This is a genomic window from Geodermatophilus sp. CPCC 205761 (genome assembly GCF_051383655.1).
GTDB lineage: Bacteria > Actinomycetota > Actinomycetes > Mycobacteriales > Geodermatophilaceae > Geodermatophilus.
Genome location: NZ_JALPKQ010000015.1, coordinates 48,190 through 67,317, shown reverse-complemented (window position 1 = coordinate 67,317; position 19,128 = coordinate 48,190). Strand labels below are relative to the sequence as shown.

The 19,128-nt window shown below is 74.5% G+C and carries 20 protein-coding genes and 1 pseudogene; 13 read left to right on the top strand and 8 right to left on the bottom strand.

The genetic code is table 11. From position 1 onward, the window contains the following. Window positions 1-71 precede the first annotated feature (71 nt). The 4 genes and pseudogenes from MY526_RS11540 to MY526_RS11525 form a co-directional block, all read right to left on the bottom strand. Window positions 72-518, bottom strand: a pseudogene (locus MY526_RS11540) (ATP-binding cassette domain-containing protein); the annotation flags it as partial. Between the two features lie 29 nt (window positions 519-547). Further along, complete coding sequence (modB, locus tag MY526_RS11535; RefSeq protein WP_436703916.1) at window positions 548-1,351, bottom strand: molybdate ABC transporter permease subunit; 804 nt, start codon at window positions 1,349-1,351, stop codon at window positions 548-550. Continuing rightward, window positions 1,348-2,130 (bottom strand): molybdate ABC transporter substrate-binding protein, encoded by a 783-nt coding sequence (modA, locus tag MY526_RS11530; RefSeq protein WP_436691989.1) that lies wholly within the window; start codon window positions 2,128-2,130, stop codon window positions 1,348-1,350. Before modA ends, modB begins: the two co-directional genes overlap by 4 nt. A gap of 74 nt (window positions 2,131-2,204) precedes the next feature. Continuing rightward, window positions 2,205-2,600 carry a TOBE domain-containing protein gene (locus MY526_RS11525; protein WP_436691988.1) on the bottom strand — a complete coding sequence of 132 codons (396 nt, stop codon included), beginning with the start codon at window positions 2,598-2,600 and terminating at the stop codon, window positions 2,205-2,207. Window positions 2,601-2,729: 129 nt separating this feature from the next. Between MY526_RS11525 and MY526_RS11520 the strand changes: the two genes are divergently transcribed. The 6 genes from MY526_RS11520 (at window position 2,730) to MY526_RS11495 (ending at window position 10,261) form a co-directional block, all read left to right on the top strand. Beyond that, window positions 2,730-3,980, top strand: coding sequence for a DUF2786 domain-containing protein (locus tag MY526_RS11520; RefSeq protein WP_436703915.1), 1,251 nt, complete (start codon window positions 2,730-2,732; stop codon window positions 3,978-3,980). 290 nt (window positions 3,981-4,270) lie between these two features. Further along, window positions 4,271-5,980 (top strand): RecQ family ATP-dependent DNA helicase, encoded by a 1,710-nt coding sequence (locus MY526_RS11515; protein WP_436703914.1) that lies wholly within the window; start codon window positions 4,271-4,273, stop codon window positions 5,978-5,980. A gap of 107 nt (window positions 5,981-6,087) precedes the next feature. Then, window positions 6,088-7,731 (top strand): carbamoyltransferase family protein, encoded by a 1,644-nt coding sequence (locus MY526_RS11510; protein WP_436703913.1) that lies wholly within the window; start codon window positions 6,088-6,090, stop codon window positions 7,729-7,731. A 175-nt stretch (window positions 7,732-7,906) separates the two neighbouring features. Continuing rightward, the gene (locus MY526_RS11505) at window positions 7,907-8,374 is read left to right on the top strand and encodes a DUF4383 domain-containing protein (RefSeq protein WP_436691984.1); all 468 of its coding nucleotides are present in this window, start codon (window positions 7,907-7,909) and stop codon (window positions 8,372-8,374) included. A 208-nt stretch (window positions 8,375-8,582) separates the two neighbouring features. Then, window positions 8,583-9,005, top strand: a complete 423-nt coding sequence (locus MY526_RS11500) for a DUF4383 domain-containing protein (RefSeq protein ID WP_436691983.1) — start codon at window positions 8,583-8,585, stop codon at window positions 9,003-9,005. Window positions 9,006-9,049: 44 nt separating this feature from the next. Next, window positions 9,050-10,261, top strand: a complete 1,212-nt coding sequence (locus MY526_RS11495; protein ID WP_436691982.1) for an acyl-CoA dehydrogenase family protein — start codon at window positions 9,050-9,052, stop codon at window positions 10,259-10,261. A 29-nt stretch (window positions 10,262-10,290) separates the two neighbouring features. Here the strand turns inward: MY526_RS11495 and MY526_RS11490 are convergent, their stop codons facing one another. Together MY526_RS11490 and MY526_RS11485 are read right to left on the bottom strand one after the other, a co-directional pair. After that, a complete protein-coding gene (locus MY526_RS11490) occupies window positions 10,291-10,491 on the bottom strand; it encodes a hypothetical protein (RefSeq protein WP_436691981.1) in 201 nt (66 codons plus the stop codon). 70 nt (window positions 10,492-10,561) lie between these two features. After that, window positions 10,562-10,759: a hypothetical protein gene (locus tag MY526_RS11485; RefSeq protein WP_436691980.1), complete on the bottom strand. Its 198-nt coding sequence runs from the start codon at window positions 10,757-10,759 to the stop codon at window positions 10,562-10,564. A 53-nt stretch (window positions 10,760-10,812) separates the two neighbouring features. Here MY526_RS11485 and MY526_RS11480 point away from each other — a divergent pair, with 53 nt between their 5' ends. Then, window positions 10,813-11,124, top strand: a complete 312-nt coding sequence (locus tag MY526_RS11480) for an ArsR/SmtB family transcription factor (protein ID WP_436691979.1) — start codon at window positions 10,813-10,815, stop codon at window positions 11,122-11,124. Then, the gene (locus tag MY526_RS11475; protein ID WP_436691978.1) at window positions 11,109-11,492 is read left to right on the top strand and encodes a VOC family protein; all 384 of its coding nucleotides are present in this window, start codon (window positions 11,109-11,111) and stop codon (window positions 11,490-11,492) included. The genes MY526_RS11480 and MY526_RS11475 overlap by 16 nt, the downstream gene beginning before the upstream one ends. 4 nt (window positions 11,493-11,496) lie before the next feature. Here MY526_RS11475 and MY526_RS11470 read toward each other — a convergent pair whose 3' ends face one another. Further along, window positions 11,497-12,006 (bottom strand): GbsR/MarR family transcriptional regulator, encoded by a 510-nt coding sequence (locus MY526_RS11470; protein WP_436703912.1) that lies wholly within the window; start codon window positions 12,004-12,006, stop codon window positions 11,497-11,499. 96 nt (window positions 12,007-12,102) lie between these two features. Here MY526_RS11470 and MY526_RS11465 point away from each other — a divergent pair, with 96 nt between their 5' ends. Continuing rightward, window positions 12,103-13,014, top strand: coding sequence for an ABC transporter ATP-binding protein (locus MY526_RS11465; protein ID WP_436703911.1), 912 nt, complete (start codon window positions 12,103-12,105; stop codon window positions 13,012-13,014). Then, window positions 13,011-14,603 (top strand): ABC transporter permease, encoded by a 1,593-nt coding sequence (locus MY526_RS11460; protein ID WP_436691975.1) that lies wholly within the window; start codon window positions 13,011-13,013, stop codon window positions 14,601-14,603. Before MY526_RS11465 ends, MY526_RS11460 begins: the two co-directional genes overlap by 4 nt. 3 nt (window positions 14,604-14,606) lie before the next feature. Here the strand turns inward: MY526_RS11460 and MY526_RS11455 are convergent, their stop codons facing one another. Then, window positions 14,607-16,226 (bottom strand): LCP family protein, encoded by a 1,620-nt coding sequence (locus MY526_RS11455; protein WP_436691974.1) that lies wholly within the window; start codon window positions 16,224-16,226, stop codon window positions 14,607-14,609. 199 nt (window positions 16,227-16,425) lie between these two features. Here MY526_RS11455 and MY526_RS11450 point away from each other — a divergent pair, with 199 nt between their 5' ends. Genes MY526_RS11450 through yaaA form a run of 3 tightly spaced genes read left to right on the top strand, consistent with a single transcriptional unit; the run spans window position 16,426 to window position 18,993 of the window. Further along, window positions 16,426-17,358: an acyl-ACP desaturase gene (locus MY526_RS11450; protein ID WP_436691973.1), complete on the top strand. Its 933-nt coding sequence runs from the start codon at window positions 16,426-16,428 to the stop codon at window positions 17,356-17,358. A 55-nt stretch (window positions 17,359-17,413) separates the two neighbouring features. Continuing rightward, entirely contained in the window at window positions 17,414-18,205 is a 792-nt protein-coding gene (locus MY526_RS11445; RefSeq protein WP_436691972.1) for an exodeoxyribonuclease III, read from the top strand. Window positions 18,206-18,234: 29 nt separating this feature from the next. Then, complete coding sequence (gene yaaA, locus MY526_RS11440; protein ID WP_436691971.1) at window positions 18,235-18,993, top strand: peroxide stress protein YaaA; 759 nt, start codon at window positions 18,235-18,237, stop codon at window positions 18,991-18,993. Window positions 18,994-19,128: the final 135 nt, after the last annotated feature.

The window sequence follows — 19,128 nt, the reverse complement described above, 5'->3', positions numbered from 1 at the left end:
GCGAGGTGCCGGCGCAGCTCCGCGCGGACGACCAGCCGGGTGCGGGCGTCCAGCGCCGACAACGGCTCGTCGAGCAGCAGGACGGCGGGGTCGCCGACCAGCGCGCGGGCCAGCGCGGCCCGCTGCGCCTGCCCCCCGGAGAGCTGGCCGGGCCGGCGGTCGCCGAGATCGGCCAGCCCGACCCGCCCCAGCCACTCCCCCGCCGCCGCCCGCGCCGCGGCCTTCCGCAGCCCCCGGGTGCGGAGCCCGAAGGCCACGTTGTCGGTGACCGTCAGGTGCGGGAAGAGCAGGTGGTCCTGGAAGACCATGCCCAGCCGGCGCTCGTGGGCGGGCACGTGCACCCCGGCCGCGACGTCGTCCCAGACGTCGCGGCCGTCGACCGCCACCCGGCCGCCGTCGGGTGGCAGCAGCCCGGCCAGCACCCGCAGCAGCGTGGACTTGCCCGCTCCGTTCGGGCCGAGGACGGCGAGCACCTCCCCGTCGGCGACGTCGAGGTGCAGGTCGACGGTGAGCGCGCCGCGGGCCACGGTGATCGAGGCCGCGAGGCTCATGCCGCGGTTCCGGCGCGGGACAGCCAGCGGTCGCGGAGGAGCAGCAGCGTGGCGAGGGAGACCACGAGCAGCACGAGGGAGAGGACGATCGCCGCCTGCGGGTCGCGCTGCAGCGCCAGGTACACGGCCAGCGGCATCGTCTGCGTCGTCCCCGGGAAGTTGCCGGCGAAGGTGATCGTGGCGCCGAACTCGCCGAGCGCGCGGGCCCAGCAGAGCACGGCGCCCGCGGCGATGCCCGGGGACACGAGCGGGAGGGTCACCCGGCGGAACGTCGTCCACCGGTCGGCCCCGAGGGTTGCCGCGGCGTCCTCGAACCGCGCGTCGGCCGCCCGCAGCGCCCCCTCGACGCTGATGACGAGGAACGGCATCGCCACGAACGTCTCGGCGATCACCACCGCCGTCGTGGTGAACGGGATCGTGACGTCGAAGCCCTGGTCCAGCCAGCGGCCGACGATCCCCTGCCGGCCCAGCACGAGGAACAGCGCGACCCCGCCGACGACCGGCGGCAGCACCAGGGGGACCGTGACCAGGGCGCGCAGCACCGACCGGCCCCGGGCCCGCGAGCGGGCCAGCACCCAGGCCAGCGGCACACCGAGCACGAGCGAGACCGCGGTGGCCAGCGTCGCCGACACCAGGGAGAGGCGCAGCGCCTCGCCGACGGCCGGGTCCGCCAGCTGCGCGGGCAGGTCCGTCCACGGCGTGCGGACGACGAGGCCGAGCAGGGGCAGGACGAGGAAGGCGACGGCGATCGAGGCGGGGACGAGCAGCGGCAGCGGGACCCCGGCCCCCCGTCGTCTCACGGGGTGCGGAAGCCGGCGTCGGCCAGCGCCTGCTGCCCGCTCTCGGACCGCACCAGGTCGACGAAGGCGGCGGCCGCCGCGGGGTTGGGGGCGTCGGCCAGCGTGCAGATCGGGTAGTCGTTCACCGCGTCCTCGGCCTCGGGGAAGTCGAGGCCCTCGACCGCGTCACCGGCCGCGGTGACGTCGGTGGTGTAGACCAGCGCGGCGTCGACCTCGCCGAGCTCGACCTTGGTCAGCGCCGCCCGCACGTCCTCCTCCAGGGTGTCGGGCACGGCGGTGACGCCCGCTGCGGCGAAGACGTCGTCGGCGGCCGCGCCACAGGGCACCTCCGGCGCGCAGACCGCGAGCGTCAGGTCCTCCCGCCCGAAGTCGGCCAGGCCGGACACCCCGGCGGGGTTGCCCGCGGGAACGGCGATCTGCAGCACGTTCGCGGTGAAGACCACGGGGTCCTCCGCCTGCAGCCCCGCCTCGGTGAGCACGGTCATCTGCGCCTGGTTCGCCGAGGCGAAGACGTCCGCCGGCGCCCCCTGGGTCAGCTGCGTGGCCAGCGCGGAGCTGCCGGCGAAGTTGAACTGCACGTCGAGGTCGGGGTTGTCCTGCCCCAGCTGGTCGCCCAGCTCGGTGAAGACGTCGGTGAGCGAGGCGGCCGCGAAGACGGTGAGCGTGCCGGTCAGGCCGCCGTCCCGGCCCTCCCCGCCGCCGTCGGTGGCACCGGACTGCGCGGTGCCGCAGCCGGTCAGCAGGAGCGCCGCGAGGACGAGGGAGGCAGGAGTCCGCACCCGCGGCACACTAGACGAGGTGCGCCCGCATCTGCGGGTGTACGACGCGCGCTCGTGTCCGAGCCCTCGGTCGGTCAGGGGACGTCGACGCTGACCTGGGTCGCCTTCACGGTCGCGACCGCGCGCACGCCGACGTCGAGGCCGAGCTCGTCCGCGGCCTCGCGGGACATCAGCGAGACCACCCGGAACGGCCCGGCCTGGATCTCGACCTGGGCCATCACGCCGTCCCGGACGACGCGCGTGACGATGCCGGTCAGCCGGTTGCGGGCCGAGGAGTGCCGCGTGGCACCCGGCTCGGGCGCCTCGCGCAGCTGCGCGGCGACGCGGGCCAGATCGGCGCCGTCGATGTGCGCCGGCCCGCCTCCCTCCCGCGAGGCCGGGAGCCGGCCGCCGTCGATCCAGCGGCGCACCGTGTCGTCGCTGACCCCGAGCAGCTCGGCGGCCTCGGCGATGCGGTAGGAGGCGGCCACGCCGCACCCTAACCCCGCACCTGCGGCGTCCCGCGCGTTCCGGTTCGGCAGGTGCGGACCTGTGGACAGCGCTCCGTCGTCCACAGGACGAGCCGGGCTCCGTCGCAGCGGCCGGGCACCATGCGGGCCATGGCTACCGACCCCGCGGACGACGCCTGGCTCCGCGAGCTGCTGCTGCACGGCGACTGGCCGGCCGATCTCCGCCACACCGGGGAGACGGCCGCCGTCCTGGCCGAACGCGACCCCGCGGTCGACCGGACCGGTGGCGCGACGAGGGCGCTGCTCGCCGCCCTCGACGACGCCTGGGAACGCGGCTGGCAGCCCGCCGACGTGGTGCACGTGATCGGTCGGGGGGCGACAGCTCGGGCGCGGACGCTGACCCTGGCACTCATCGCGGAGGACGCCCGGGTCCGGGACGCCGCGTCGCGGGCGCCGGAGGGGTGGCTCGAGCAGCTGCGCGAGCTGGGTGCCCTGCGCCCCGGCGACGCCGACGTCGTCGGCGTCGTCGGCGCCTGGCACCGGGCGGAGCGGCGGTCGGCCGCCGACGCGTGGCGGGTCGTCCTGGTGCTCGCCTCCGCGCTGCGCAGGCTGGCCCGCATCGAGCAGCTGGTGCCGCCCCCGTCCCGCTGGGGGCCGGGCACCGGAGGCACGGGGCCGGCCGGCGCCGAACGCACCCGGACGCCGGACGACGGGCGGGTGCTCCGGCGCATCCGCGGCCTCCTGGCCAAGGCGGAGTCGAGCGACTTCCCCGACGAGGCCGGGGCCCTGACCGCCAAGGCGCAGCAGCTCATGACCCGCCACGCCGTCGACGCCGCGCTGCTGGACGCGGAGGCCGGTCCGTCGGCCGGAGCCGGGATCGGCACCCGCCGCGTGCACGTCGACGACCCGTACGTGCGTGCGAAGATGCAGCTCCTGGGCGCGGTGGCCGACGCCAACGGCGTGCGCCTGGTCTGGTACCAGGGCCTCGGGATCGCGAACCTGGTGGGCGCAGCCCCGGACCTGGCCGCGGTGGAGCTGCTGTTCACGTCCCTGCTGCTCCAGGCCTCCCGGGCGCTCGCGTCGGCGGAGAGGGACGCGGGACGGGGCGCGGCGTCGCGCGCCTTTCGGCGGGCCTTCCTGCTGGGCTATGCGCACCGCGTGGGCGAACGGCTCACGGCCGCCCGCGAGCGCGCCACGACGCAGGCCGCCGCCGAGCGCGGCGCTGATCTGGTGCCGGTCCTCCGGCGCCGGGCGGAGGCTGTCGACGCGGTGGTCACCGAGTTGTTCCCGCGGGTACGCAGCAGCCGGAGCCGCGGATCGGTCGACGGCGGCGGCTGGTACGCCGGCCGGGCAGCGGCCGACCGCGCCGACGTCGGCCCGCGGCGGCCCTCGGTGCGCTGACCCGGGGTCGACGCCCGGCCCAGGTCCCCTCGCGTCCGCCGCGCCGCCTCCTCGAGCCCGCCGGTCCCCGCCGCTCCCGGCGCACCGCGCCACGTTCCCGCGGGGACGTCACACCCCTGTGACCAGCGGCCTCTGTCGTGGCACCCAGCCCCTCGAAGACACCGGTGACGAGCTGACCGGCGTTCCCGCCGGAACGCCGGTCAGCACACCCGGTCACGCGAGGCGGTCGTCGTGACCAGGACCGCACCGCGGGTCGTTTGCCGATCACACCACCCGGGGAGTGGGTGCCGGTGCCCCGCAACGACGAGACCAACCCCGCCGGGGCGTCCGCCTCCGTCCGCACCCGCCGCATCCGGGAGGTCGCTCGCGAGCTGCTCGGCTTCGAGGACTTCCGGCCCGGCCAGGAGGAGGCCATGAAGTCGGTCGTCTCGGGGCGCGACACCCTCGCGGTGCTGCCGTCGGGGGCCGGGAAGTCCGCCGTCTACCAGGTCGCCGGACAGCTGACCGACGGTCCGGTGCTCGTCGTCTCGCCGCTCATCGCCCTGCAGCGCGACCAGGTCGACCGGCTCGACGAGCTGGACGGCCTCGACGGCGAGGCGGCGCAGCTGAACTCGGCCCTCTCCGCCGGCGACCAGCGGGGCGCGCTCGAGGGGCTCCGTGACGGAACGGTCCGCCACCTCTTCCTCGCACCCGAGCAGCTGACCAAGCCCGAGGTCGTCGAGGCGATCGCCGACACCCACCCGGCGCTGGTCGTCGTCGACGAGGCGCACTGCGTGTCGGCCTGGGGGCACGACTTCCGCCCCGACTACCTGCGGCTGGGGTCGGTCATCGAGCAGCTCGGCCATCCCACCGTGCTCGCGCTGACCGCCACCGCCGCGCCCCCGGTGCGCGCGGAGATCGTCGAGCGGCTGGGCATGCGGAACGCGAACACCGTCGTCGCCGGCTTCGACCGCCCGGAGATCCGGCTGGAGGTCGAGCAGCACGCCGACGCGCACGGCAAGCACCATGCGGTGCTCGACCGGGTGCTCGCCGAGGTCGGCGAGGGACACGTCCCGGGGATCGTCTACAGCGCCACCCGGAAGGGCACCGAGGAGCTCGCCGCCGCGCTCACCGACCGGGGGCTGCGGGCCCGCCCCTACCACGCGGGCCTCCGGAAGGCCGACCGCGACGACGCCCAGCGGGCGTTCATGGACGACGAGCTGGACGTCGTCGTCGCGACGACGGCGTTCGGCATGGGCATCGACAAGCCCGACACCCGTTTCGTCGTCCACGCCGAGCCCGCCGACTCGGTGGACAGCTACTACCAGGAGATCGGTCGCGCCGGGCGGGACGGCGAGCCGGCACTGGCGGTGCTGGTCTACCGGCAGGAGGACCTCGGGCTGCGCAGGTTCTTCGCCGCCGGCGTCCCCGCCGAGGAGGAGCTGCAGCAGGTCGCCGGGCTGGTCGGGGCGGCGGAGGCCGCCGGGCTGGACGGCGGCGTCGACGTCCGGCAGCTGCGCGAGGAGACCGGCCGCGGCGCCACCCCGCTGGCCCGCGACCTGAACCTGCTGGAGCAGGTGTCGGCGGTGGTGCTCGACGAGGAGGGCGCCGCGCACCGGGCCGAGAGCGCCCCGGCCCCCGGGGAGGCGGCCGCCGCCGCCCGCGAGCTGGCCGAGCACCACGAGCGGGTCGACCAGAGCCGCGTGGAGATGATGCGCGGCTACGCGGAGACCACCGAGTGCCGGCGACAGTTCCTCCTCGGCTACTTCGGCGAGCAGCTGGAGAAGCCGTGCGGCAACTGCGACAACTGCTCCGCCGGCTCGTCCCAGGAGCAGCCCGGGGCCGACGACGCCGACACGCCGTTCCCCGCGCAGACGGCGGTCCAGCACGCCGAGTGGGGGCCGGGCGTGGTCATGCGGGTGGAGGACGACCGGGTCGTCGTCCTGTTCGAGGAGGTCGGCTACAAGACCCTCGGGCTCGCCGCCGTCCTCGGCAACGACCTCCTCGCGCGCCGCGACTGACGACTTTCCGCGCCGAAAGTCCCAGCTCGGCCTGCGGAACGCGGGCGACGACGTGATCATCGAGCTCGAGACCGGGTGGATCGCCCCCCGGCGGGAGGAGTTGACGGGTGAAGGTCCTCGGCATCAACGCGCTCTACCACGACCCGGCCGCGGCTCTGGTCGTCGACGGCCAGGTGGTCGCCGCCGCGGAGGAGGAGCGGTTCAGCCGCCGCAAGCACGGCAAGCGGCCGCTGCCGTGGAGCGCCTGGGAACTGCCCGAACTGTCGGCCGCGTGGGTGCTGGCCGAGGCCGGGCTCACCCCCGCCGACCTGGACGCCGTCGCCTACTCGTTCGACCCGCGCCTGATGCCGAGCCCCGAGGAGACCGGGCTCCACGACGAGGGCGACGTCATGCGGAAGATGTACGCCGAGAAGGCGCCGTCCTTCCTCGCCCACCACCTGCCGGGGCTGACCGAGGACCGGGTCCGCTTCGTCCCCCACCACGTGGCGCACGCGGCGTCGGCCGGGCTCGCCGCGCCGTACCCGACCAACTCCGTGCTGGTCCTCGACGGCCGCGGCGAGGCGGTGAGCCACCTCGCCGGGCGGTACGTCGACGGCCGGCTGGAGGTGCTCGCCAGCCAGGCGCTCCCGCACTCCCTGGGTCTGCTCTACGAGGACCTCACCGAGCACCTGGGCTTCCTGCGCAGCTCCGACGAGTACAAGGTCATGGCGATGGCCTCCTACGGGAAGCCGCGCTTCGCCGGCGAGCTCGAGTCCTACGTGCACGCCACGGGCGACGGCGGGTTCCGCACCGAGCGGATCGACTTCACCGAGTTCGCCCCCCGGCTGGGCAAGGGCGACGAGTGGACCGAGGCGCACGCCGACCTCGCCGCCAGCGTCCAGCTGCGGCTGGAGGAGACGATGCTCGACCTCGCCCGCTGGCTGCACGGCCGGACGGGCGACACCGCGCTCACCCTGGCCGGCGGCGTCGCGCTCAACTGCGTCGCCAACAGCCGGATCCACGCGGAGGGGCCGTTCGACCACGTGTGGGTGCAGCCGGCCGCCGGCGACTCCGGCACCGCCCTCGGCGGCGCGATGGCCGTGGCGACCGAACTGGGCGACGTGACCGCGCCCATGCCCGGCGCCGACCTCGGCCGCGGCTGGACCGACGAGGAGATCGAGACCTGGCTGATCACCGCGGCCATCGACTACGAGCGGCCGCACGACGTCGCCGACGCCGTCGCCGAGGTGCTCGCGAACAACGGGATCGTCGCCTGGTTCCAGGGCCGCAGCGAGTACGGCCCGCGCGCCCTGGGCCACCGGTCGCTGCTCGCCCACCCCGGCTTCGAGGCCAACCTCGAGCGGATGAACAACGTCAAGGGCCGCGAGCAGTTCCGGCCGGTGGCACCGATGGTGCTGGCCGAGCGCGCGGCGGACATCTTCGCCCGGGGCCCGATCCCGTCGCGGTACATGCTCTTCGTCCACGACGTGCACCCCGACTGGCGGGAGCGGATCCCGACGGTCACCCACGTCGACGGGACGGCGCGGATCCAGACCGTCGACCGCACCGAGGAGCCGCTGGTCGCCCGCATGCTCGAGTGCTTCGAGCGGCGCACTGGACTCCCGGTCGTGGTCAACACCAGCCTGAACACCGCCGGCCGGCCGATGGTCGACGACCCGCGGGACGCCCTGGAGTGCTTCGGCTCCGCGCCGGTGGACCTGCTGGCGATCGGCCCGTTCGTCGTCCGCCGGCCCCGGGCCACCGCGCGCTGAACCGCCCTCCCCGCCGGCGCCGAACACACCGGTGTCGGGGCCGGATCTGCCAGGTATCGGTTCGGCAACGGTCGTCCCCCGGACGGGGGACGACCGTTACGGCGTCCGGACCAGGGGTATTCCGGCCCCGGACCGTCCGAGAAAGGGCGGACCGACGAACTCTGGGAGGAACCCCATGTCCGCTGCACGCGACACCACCGGCGCCGGCCGCGGGGCCATGACCTGGCCCCAGATGCTGGCGCTGGCCTTCGGCGCGATCTACCTGCTCATCGGCATCATCGGCTTCTTCATCACCGGCTTCGGGGACTTCTTCGGCAACGAGGCCGGCACGCCGCACCACGTCGACGAGAACCTGCTCGGCTTCATGATCAACCCGGCGCACAACGTGGTGCACATCCTCATCGGTGTCGCGGGGCTGGTCCTGGGCCGCACGCTCGCCGGGGCGCGCACCTACGGCTGGCTGCTCGCCGTCGGCTACGGCGCGGCATTCGTCTACGGGATCTTCGCCGTCGGCACGGAGTGGGATGTCCTCAACCTCAACTGGGCCGACAACATCCTGCACCTGCTGACCGCGGTCGTGGGTCTGGTCATCGCGTTGGGCCCGGTCCGGACGGCCGTGGGCGGCCGTTCCACGCGGGTCTGACCCCAACCTCCACGGCCCCGGAGGCCGGGCTCCCACAGGGGGGTCCGGCCTCCGGCGTCTCCGGCACGGCGGTGCGGTCGTACGACGGTGCGGCGGGTGGGTATGCGACGAAGGTCCAATCCGCATCCGGGGGCCGTTCCCGCACGGCGTGGGAGAGAGTGGTCAGCCAACCGACACGGCGCCATCCCGTCCGCATGGAGGAGCCGCCATGCCCGCAGCCGACGGGGCGGCCCCGATGACCGCACCCCGGACGCTCGCTCTCGCCGTGGGCGCCTTCTACACCCTGCTCGGGATCGCCGGCTTCGGGGTCACCGGCTTCGAGGGCGCCGCGGAACACACCGGCCACCAACTGCTCGGCGTCGCGGTGCACCCGACGCACAACCTCGTGCACCTGGTCGTCGGCATCGTCGGCCTCGCCCTGGCCCGCCGGCCGTACGGCGTCCCTGCCTTCGGCTGGGTGCTGCTCCTGGGCTTCGGCGCGTCCTTCGTGTACGGGCTCGTGGCCACCGGCGCGTCGTGGGACCTGCTGGGGCTGGACTGGGCGAACAACTGGGTGCACCTCGTCAGCGCCCTCATCGGCCTGGGGCTGACGCTGGTCCCGCCGGACCGGGAGACGACCCCCTGGGACTGACCCGCGACGGGACGGCGGTCGGTCCTCCCCTCTACGTTGCCAGGATGGACTTCGCCCTCTCCGCTCGAGCCGAGGACGTCTGCGGCCGGATGTGGGACTTCATGCGTCAGCACGTCTTCCCCGCGGAGCCGGTCTACGACCGGTGGCGGGCCGAGCGTGGCCACGACGACCACGGGCACCCCCCGGTGCTGGAGGAGCTCAAGGCCGAGGCACGCCGGCGGGGCCTGTGGAACCTCTTCTCCCCCGAGCTGGGCGGGCTGACCAACCTGGAGTACGCCTCCGTCGCCGAGATCATGGGCTGGAGCCCGACCATCGCCCCGGAGGCGACCAACTGCGGCGCTCCGGACACCGGCAACATGGAGACGCTCATGCTGTTCGGGACGCCCGAGCAGAAGGAGCGCTGGCTCGAGCCGCTGCTCGCCGGCGAGATCCGCTCCGGCTTCGCGATGACCGAGCCCGACGTCGCGTCCTCGGACGCGCGCAACATCCAGACCTCGATCGTCCGCGACGGCGACGACTACGTGATCAACGGGCACAAGTGGTGGACCAGCGGCGCCGCCGACGAGCGCTGCCAGGTCTTCATCGTCATGGGCAAGACCGATCCGGACGGCGCCCCGCACCGGCAGCAGTCGATGGTCCTCGTCCCGCGGGACACCCCGGGCCTGGAGATCGTCCGGCACCTGCCCGTGTTCGGCTTCCAGGACCAGCACGGCCACTCGGAGATCGTGCTCACCGACGTCCGGGTGCCGGCGACCAACGTGCTGGCCGGCGAGGGTGACGGCTTCATGATCGCGCAGGCCCGCCTGGGGCCCGGTCGCATCCACCACTGCATGCGCGCCCTCGGGATGGCCGAGCGGGCCCTGGCGCTGATGGTCACGCGGGCGCAGAGCCGGGTCGCGTTCGGACGGCCGCTCGCCGAGCAGGGCACCGTCCGCGAGCTGATCGCGCTGTCCCGCCTGGAGATCGACCAGGCCCGGCTGCTCGTGCTCAAGACCGCCGACCTGATCGACCGGTACGGCGCGAAGGGCGCCCGGACGGAGATCGCGGGCATCAAGGTGGTCGCTCCCCGGGTGGCCTGCGCGGTGATCGACCGCGCCATCCAGGTGCACGGCGGGGCGGGGGTCAGCAACGACACCGTGCTGGCCCGGTTCTACGCCGCGGCCCGCACGCTGCGCATCGCCGACGGTCCGGACGCCGTCCACCTGCGCTCGGTCGCCCGCGAGGAGCTGGCCCGGGAACGCCCCCACACCGGCTGACCGCACCCAGCGCCGAGGGGGCGTACCGGTCAGGGAGCGAGCGTGCCGCCGAAGCCGCCGCCGGCCAGCTTCGCCATGAGCTGGGTGCGGTCCAGGCCCACGGCGTCGAGGGCGGCGCCGTCCCGGTCGGTGTCGATCTCGTCGGGCAGCTGGGCGTCCACCCGGTCCGCGGTGTCGTTGTCGCCCTCGGTGCGCAGCACCCGCAGCAGCTCCTGCTTGTCCAGCTTCACGTCTGACCTCCGCTCGGTCGTCGACCGTCGTCGTCCAGCGTGCGGTGCGCGCCGGTGACCTGCAACGTCGTCAGCGGCGCTGCGCCCGCCGGTACAGGAGAGCGGCGGCACCGGCGAGGACGGCGCCGAGGAACAGCTGGGCGACGCCGACGCCGGCCTGGTCGCTGGCGAACCAGGTGACCGAGGAGACCAGCAGGACGACGGCGATCCCGGCGGCGAGCAGGGCGACCAGCCGTTCGCGGCGGTCCACCGGTCCGGGAGTGCTCATGCCGCGACCCTAGGCCCTTGTCATGCAAGTAATCACTTGCGTATCGTTCGGCTGTGGGCGACGTGTTCAAGGCCCTCGCGGACCCCACCCGGCGGGCGATCCTCGACGAGCTCCAGGAGCGGGACGGCCAGACCCTGTTCGAGCTGTGCACCCGGCTGATCACCAGGCACGGGCTGACCTCGAGCCGGCAGGCGGTCTCGCAGCACCTGGACGTGCTCGAGGAGGCCGGCCTGGTGCTGACCCGCCGCGAGGGCCGCTACAAGTTCCACCACCTGGACACCACGCCCCTGCGGGCCATCACCGAGCGGTGGCGGCCGCAACACCGAGGAAGCACTCCCGAGGAGGACCCGTGCGGATCACCCTGACCAGCGTGCTGGTCGACGACCAGGACAAGGCGCTGCGCTTCTACACCGAGGTGCTCGGCTTCGTGAAGAAGACCGAGCTGCCGCTCGGGGAGCACCGGTGGCTCACCGTCGTCTCCCCGGAGGACCCCGACGGCGTGGAGCTCGTCCTGGAGCCCGGCGAGCACCCCGCGGTGCGGCCGTTCAAGGAGGCCCTGGTCGCCGACGGCATCCCGTTCACCTCGTTCACCGTGGCCGACGTGCACGAGGAGTACGAGCGGCTGCGCGCGCTCGGCGTCCGGTTCACCCAGCAGCCGACCGCCATGGGTGGGGTCACCACCGCCGTCCTCGACGACACCTGCGGCAACCTCCTGCAGATCCACGCGGCGTGAGCGGTCACCCGGCCGGGGCGACCGGGCTCCGGCCGGCGGCCAGCCGGTCGCGCTCGGCCGGCCAGCGCCGCACCGCGTCGCTGAGCTCGGCGTGCAGGAAGGTCATGAAGTCGCAGGTCTCCGCCAGCCGCCGGCCGCCCGGCCGGTCCGCGCCCAGGGCGGCCACCCCCTCGGCGACGGTCTCCCCGAAGCGACGCAGCGAGTGCAGCTCCGCGGACATGAAGCGGGACCAGAGGTCGCGGTCGTCGAGGACGTAGAGGTCGCTGCGCGTCCCCGGCTCGCGCTCCCGGGCGAAGAAGCCGACCTGCACGAGGTAGCGGACCGCGCCACTGATCGCCGCGGGGCTCACCCCGAGGCCCCGGGCGAGGTCACCGGCCGTGTAGGCGTCGGCGTCGTCGGCCAGGGCGTAGGCCAGCACGCGCGCCGGCATGGGCGCCATCCCGGCCTCCCGCAGGACCAGCGCGAAACGCTCCACGAAGCGGAGCAGCGTGATCCGCTCACCGTCGTCCGCCACGCCGTCCGCCCTCCGCTCGCCGCACCTGCCGGTGATCACGGTAGGCCACGCTGCACAACATTCACAACTTCGTGAACCGTGTGTAGCTTCGACCGCATGGACACCGCCATCGTGGTCTCCGGTCTCATCAAGACCTTCGGCAGCACCCGCGCCCTCGACGGCCTCGACCTCGAGGTCGCCCACGGCGAGGTGCACGGCTTCCTCGGTCCCAACGGCTCGGGGAAGTCCACCACCATCCGCGTCCTGCTCGGGCTGCTGCGCGCCGACGCCGGCCGGGTGCGCCTGCTGGGCGGCGACCCGTGGGCCGACGCCGTCGAGCTGCACCGCCGGCTCGCCTACGTGCCCGGCGACGTGACGCTGTGGCCGGGCATCACCGGCGGCGAGGCGATCGACCTGCTCGGCCGGCTGCAGGGCGGGCTGGACCCCGCGCGCCGGGCGGAGCTGCTCGAGCGCTTCGACCTCGACCCGCGCAAGAAGGCGCGGGCCTACTCGAAGGGCAACCGGCAGAAGGTGGCGCTGGTGGCCGCCCTCGCCTCCGACGCCGAGCTGTACGTCCTCGACGAGCCCACCTCGGGCCTGGACCCGCTGATGGAGGCGGTGTTCCAGGAGGAGGTGCGCCGGCTGCGCGCCGACGGCCGCACCGTGCTGCTGTCCAGCCACATCCTCGCCGAGGCCGAGGCGCTCTGTGACCGGGTGAGCCTCATCCGGCACGGACGGACGGTGCAGAGCGGCAGCCTGGCCGAGCTGCGCCACCTGACCCGCACCACGATGACCGTGCAGACCCTGCGGCCGGTGAGCGGGCTGGAGTCGCTGCCCGGCGTCCACGACCTGGCCCGCGCCGACGGGCGGGTGCGGTTCGACGTGGACACCGACGCCCTCGACGCCGTCGTCCGGCACCTCGGCGACTTCGGGGTCACGGCGCTGACCAGCACCCCGCCGACCCTGGAGGAGCTCTTCCTCCGCCACTACGGCGAGGACCTCGCCGAGCTCGAGGCGGTGCGGTCGTGAGCGCGGTCGCCCTCGCCGGGACCGGTCCGCTGGTCCGCTTCGCGCTGCGCCGGGAGCGGGTGCGGCTGCCGGTGTGGATCGCGGTGGCCGCCGGGCTGGTCGCCACCCAGTCGGTCTCCAGCCAGGCGGTGTACGACTCGCCACAGGACCTCGCCGCCTACCAGGCCTCGGTCGGCAGCAACGCCGCCACGATCGCGCTGGCCGGGCCGCCGGTCGGCCTGGACACCGTCGCGGGCACCGTCGCCTTCGAGATCTCCGCGTTCGTCGTCCTGGTCGTGGCGCTCATGGCCATGACCACCACCGGGCGGCTCACCCGCGGCGACGAGGAGGCCGGCCGCACCGAGCTGGTGCGGGCCACCCGGGTGGGCCGGCACGCCCCGCTGGCCGCCGCCGTGCTGGTCTCCGGGCTGGCCTGTGTCGCGACCGCGGTGGCCATCGGCGCCGTGGCCACCGCGACCGGGCTGCCGGCCCGGGGCTCCTCCCTGCTCGGGGCATCCATCGGGGCCGCCGGTCTGGTGTTCACCGCCGTCGCCGCGGTCGCCGGCCAGGTCACCGGCTCCACCCGCGCCGCCCACGGCATCGTCGGAGCCGTCTTCGCCGTCGCCTTCGTGCTGCGTGCGGTGGGTGACATCGAGGGCAGCGCGGTCGTGTGGACCTCGCCGATCGGCTGGGCCCAGGCCGTGCACCCCTACTCCGACGACCGGGCCTGGCCGCTGCTGGTCTGCCTCGCCGCCACCGCCGCCCTCCTGGTGGGCGCCGTCGCGCTGCTCGACCGCCGGGACCTCGGCGCCGGCCTGGTGCCGCCGCGCCCCGGCCCGGCGTCGGCACACCGGTCGCTGCGCTCGCCGTTGGGGCTGGCGCTGCGCCTGCACCGCGGGTCGCTCGTCGGCTGGGCCGTCGGCCTGACCCTGCTCGGGCTGGTCTACGGCGGCCTGGCCGAGTCGGTGGAGACGCTGTTCGCCGACAACCCGGAGGCCCGCGCGTTCCTCCCGGACGCGGCCAGCCTGGTCGACGCCTACCTGGCGACGACGCTGGCGATCAACGCCCTGCTCGCCGGCGCGTACGCCGTCTCCGCGGTGCTGCGCGCCCGGGCCGAGGAGTCGGCCGGCCGGGCCGAGCCGGTCCTGGCCACGGCCACCAGCCGCACGGCCTGGCTGGGCAGCCACGCGACCGTCGCACTGCTGGGCTCCGCGCTGCTCGTGGGACTCTCGGGCGCGGCGACGGGGCTGACGCGGGCGGCCGCCACCGGGGACGGCGGCGAGTTCGGCCGGCTGCTCGCGGCCGCGCTCGGCTACCTGCCCGCGGTCTGGGTGATGGCCGGCGCCGCGCTGGCGCTGTCGGGGCTGCTGCCGCGGGTGGCGGCCGCGGCGGCCTGGGTGGTGGTCGCCTACGTCGCGGTCACCACGATGCTCGCCGGCTCGCTCGACTGGCCGGCCTGGGCCGACGACCTGTCCCCGCTGAGCTGGACGCCGGCGGTGCCGATCGAGCCGTGGACGGCGCTGCCGCTCGCCGTCCTCACCGCCGTCGCCGCGGGGCTGCTGGCCCTGGGGCTGGGCGCGTTCCGCCGTCGCGACGTGCTCACCGGCTGAGCCTCAGTCGGCCTTGTTCGGGGGCTCCCCTGCCGCGACCGCCTCGCGGGCCTGCACCGGGTCGTAGGCGCAGGCGTCGCCGACGTCGGCCACCGCCTGGGGGTCGCCGTCGGTGCTGCCGGCCGTCGGGGTCTGCTCGGCCGGGGTCTGCTCGGCCGGGGTCTGCTCGGTCGGCGTCTGCTCGGTCGTCGTCTGCGGGGCCGGGGTGCCGTTCGGCGGGGCGTCGTCGGCCGCCGGGCGCGGCGGGGTCAGCGCATCGCGGACGATCCGGCGCATCGCGTCGTAGTCGGGGTACGCCGGGTCGATCAGGCTGGTGTCGAACACGACGCTGCGCACCTCGGCGTCCTTGACCAGGAAGCCGAGGTCGACGAAGTCGTCGAGCGCCGAGCGCGGGATGTCGGTGCTCACGATGTCCTGCGTCGTGGCGGCCAGCTCCTGGTACCGCTGCAGCAGCGTGCCGGGCTCGGCGGCGTCGATGATCGCCGAGATCGTGCAGCGCTGGCGGGCCATCCGGTCGTAGTCGGTCAGCCCGTACCGGCCCCGGGCGAACTGCAGCGCCGTGAACCCGTCCATGTGCTGGTCGGGTCCGGGCTCGATGTAGTCGTCGGGGAGCTCACCGGTGCCCGGGTCGCCGTTGATCGGCACGTAGTAGTTGACGTTCACGGTGATGCCGCCGAGTGCGTCGACGACCCGGCTGAAGCCGTCGAGGTTGACCAGGACGAAGTAGTCGACGGTCAGCCCGAGGGCCTCCCCGACGCCGAGCTTGAGGAAGTCGGCCCCCGGGTCGTCGGTCTCGCCGAGGATCTCCGGGTGCTCCGCCGGGCCGTTGCGGTAGACGGCGTTGAGCAGGCCCTCGCTCTCGTTGACCCCCTCGAAGCCGTCGGGATAGGCCTCGTCCAGCGGGCTGCCGGGCGGGAAGGGGAGGTCCTGCAGGTTGCGGGGCAGGCTGATCAGCGTGGTGTCACCGGTGTCGGTGTCGATGCTGGCGACGATCACCGTGTCGGTGCGGACCCCCTCCCGCCCCTCCCCGCCGTCGCCGCCGAGCAGCATCACGTTGACCCGCTCCTTGTCGCCGAACGGGTCGGGGACGTCGACGACGGTTGCGGACTCCCGGTCGTCGGCGAAGAGGCCGTCCAGCAGCCCGCGCTGGGCCGCGGCCACCTCGGCGACCTTGTAGGCGGGGTAGGAGATCCCCACCAGCAGCGCCAGGACGACGACCGCGCCGAGCAGGTGCCGGACGCGCGACGTCCCCGCGGGCACCAGGGCCCGGTAGCCGGCGACGACGACCACGATCCACAGCACGGCCAGCGCCAGCACCCCGCCCACCACCCAGCCCAGCCAGGTGGAGTCGACGGCGATGCGCGCGGCGGTGCGCTGGCCGCCGGTGGCCAGCCACACCCCGCCGCCGACGAGCAGCGCGAAGACCAGGAGCACGAGGGCGCCGAGCCAGCGGCGGCCGGCCGCGAGGAACGCCGTCCCGGGAACCAGGGCGCCGACGACGGTCATCGCCAGGGCGGTGGAGAAGTGCCGCAGGCCCCGGCGCCGGCCGGCGGGGCCGGACGGGATGGGCGGGAGCGGCCGCGACGGACCGATCGGCCGGGTCTCGTCCCTGTCGTGGGTCACGTGCACGCTCCCGCAGGGCCGATGCCGGTCATCCGGCCATGGTCCCACTCGCGGCCGGCCGGTACCGCCGTGATACCCGCCCCACCTGGGAGGACACCATGAGCCGGCTGGGAGATGCGTGACGAGGGCCGCTCCGGGGAACACAGCGGGGAGTCGGCACGTGCCTCACCTGAGCGCAGGTCGATCCCCGGAGGTCCGCATGTCCCAGTCCCCGCACGCAGCGGTACTGCACGAGCTCGAGCCGGTGGTGGCCGAGAACCTCGACCGCCACATCGCCGTCGCCAAGGAGTGGCACCCGCACGACTACGTCCCCTGGTCGCAGGGCCGGGACTTCGCCTTCCTCGGCGGTGAGGACTGGTCGCCGGAGCAGTCCCGGCTCGACGAGCCGGCGAAGGCCGCGATGTTCGTCAACCTGCTGACCGAGGACAACCTGCCCAGCTACCACCGCGAGATCGCCACCCGGTTCGGCCGGGACGGCGCCTGGGGCCAGTGGGTGGGCCGCTGGACGGCGGAGGAGAACCGGCACGGCGTCGCGCTGCGGGACTACCTCGTCGTCACCCGCGGCGTGGACCCCGTCGCGCTCGAGCGGGCCCGGATGGACTACATGACCCTCGGCTACGACTCCGGTGACAAGACGCCGCTGGAGGCCCTGGCCTACGTCTCGTTCCAGGAGCTGGCGACCCGGGTCTCGCACCGCAACACCGGCAAGGCCACCGGCGACCCGATCGCCGACCGGCTGCTGGCCCGGATCGCGACCGACGAGAACCTGCACATGGTCTTCTACCGGAACCTCATGGCCGCGGCGTTCGACATCGACCCCGACCTGGCCATGCAGGCGGTCACCCGGGAGGTCGTCGGCTTCGAGATGCCGGGGGCCACGATGGCCGGCTTCCGCAAGAACTCCATGCTCATCGCCAAGGCCGGCATCTACGACCTGCGGCTGCACCACGACGACGTCGTCAGCCCGGTGCTGCGCGCGTGGAAGGTGTTCGAGCGCACCGACCTCGGGCCCGCCGGCGAGAAGGCCCGCGAGGAGCTGGCCGAGTTCCTCACCGGCCTCGACGGCCAGGCCACCCGGTTCGTGGAGAGCCGGGAGCGGATGCGCGCCCGCGAGGCGGCGAAGCAGGCCTGACGGAGGGGTCCGGTCGGGGTAACGCCGGCGGATCCACTCCGTAAGCTCGGTCCACGTGCGCCTGGCCACCTGGAACGTGAACTCCATCCGCAGCCGTGCCGACCGGGTGGTCGCCTGGCTGCAGCGCTCGGACGTCGACGTCCTCGCGCTGCAGGAGACCAAGTGCCGCGACGACCAGTTCCCCGAGTCGCGCTTCACCGAGCTGGGCTACCAGGTCGCCCACGTCGGCTTCTCGCAGTGGAACGGCGTGGCGATCCTGTCCCGGGTCGGGCTCGAGGACGTCGAGGTGGGCTTCCCGGGGCAGCCGTGCTGGGGGGACGATCCGGATGCCGAGGCCCGCGCGCTCGGGGCCACCTGCGGCGGGGTCCGGGTGTGGAGCCTCTACGTGCCCAACGGCCGCACGCTCACCGACCCGCACTACGAGTACAAGCTCCGGTGGCTCGCGGCGCTCCGCGAGACGGCGGGCGGCTGGCTCACCGCGGACCCGGCCGCCGCGGTGGCCCTGGTCGGGGACTGGAACATCGCCCCGCAGGACGACGACGTGTGGGACATGCGGGTGTTCGCCCACTCCACGCACGTCTCCGAGCCCGAGCGGGCGGCGTTCCGCGCGATCGTGGACGCCGGGTACGCCGACGTCGTCCGCGAGTACACGCCGGGCCCGGGCGTCTACACCTACTGGGACTACACCCAGCTGCGCTTCCCCCGCCGCGAGGGCATGCGGATCGACTTCGTGCTGGGCTCGCCGGCCCTCGCCGCGCGCACCACCCGCGCGCTCATCGACCGCGAGGAGCGCAAGGGCAAGGGCGCCAGCGACCACGCTCCGGTGGTCGTCGACCTGTCCGACTGACGGAGGACGAGCACGTATCCTGGTTCCCCGTGCTCGTCCTGCTCCCCCCGTCGGAGACCAAGGCCCCCGGCGGGGCCGGCGCCCCGCTCGACCTCGACGCACTGTCCTCCCCGGAGCTGACGCCGGTCCGCACCGAGCTGGCGAAGACGCTCACCGACCTCGCCACCGACCTGCCGGCCTCCCGCGCCGCACTGGGCCTGTCCCCGAAGCAGGACGACGAGATCGCCCGCAACGCGGTCCTGTTCGCCAGCCCGACGATGCCGGCGCTGGAGCGCTACACCGGCGTCCTCTACGACGCCCTCGACGTCGGCTCGCTGACCCGCTCCCAGCGGGCGCGGGCCGACCGGCGGCTGGCCGTGGGCTCGGCGCTGTTCGGCCTGGTCCGCGGCACCGACGCCATCCCGGCCTACCGGCTCTCGGCCGGCTCGGCGCTGCCCGGCCTGCCCACCGTGCGCGCGCTGTGGCGGCCGGTCCTGGGCCCGGTCCTGGCCGCGGTCGACGAGCTCGTCGTCGACCTGCGCAGCGGGTCCTACGCGGCGCTGGCCCCGGTGCCCGGCGCGGTGACCGTCGACGTGCTCAGCGAGCGCCCGGACGGCACCCGGGCCGTGGTCAGCCACTTCAACAAGGCGCACAAGGGCCGGATCGGTCGGCTGCTGGCCACCACCACGGCCGAGCCGGCCGACGTCGTCCGGCTGCGGGCCCTGCTGCGGCGGGCCGGGTTGCACGTGGAACACGACGGCGGAACGGCGCTCACGCTCGTCGTCCCGGCCGCGCAGGCCACCGGGTGAGCGGTCACTGACGGTCACCGTCGCAGTGATCTGGGTCAGTTTTCCTTGCCCGCGCGCGTTCCGCGTGGCATAACTGGCGTGAGACGTTGACCCGAACACCCGTGGTCCGCGTCAGACACCGGCGGTCCTCGCCGG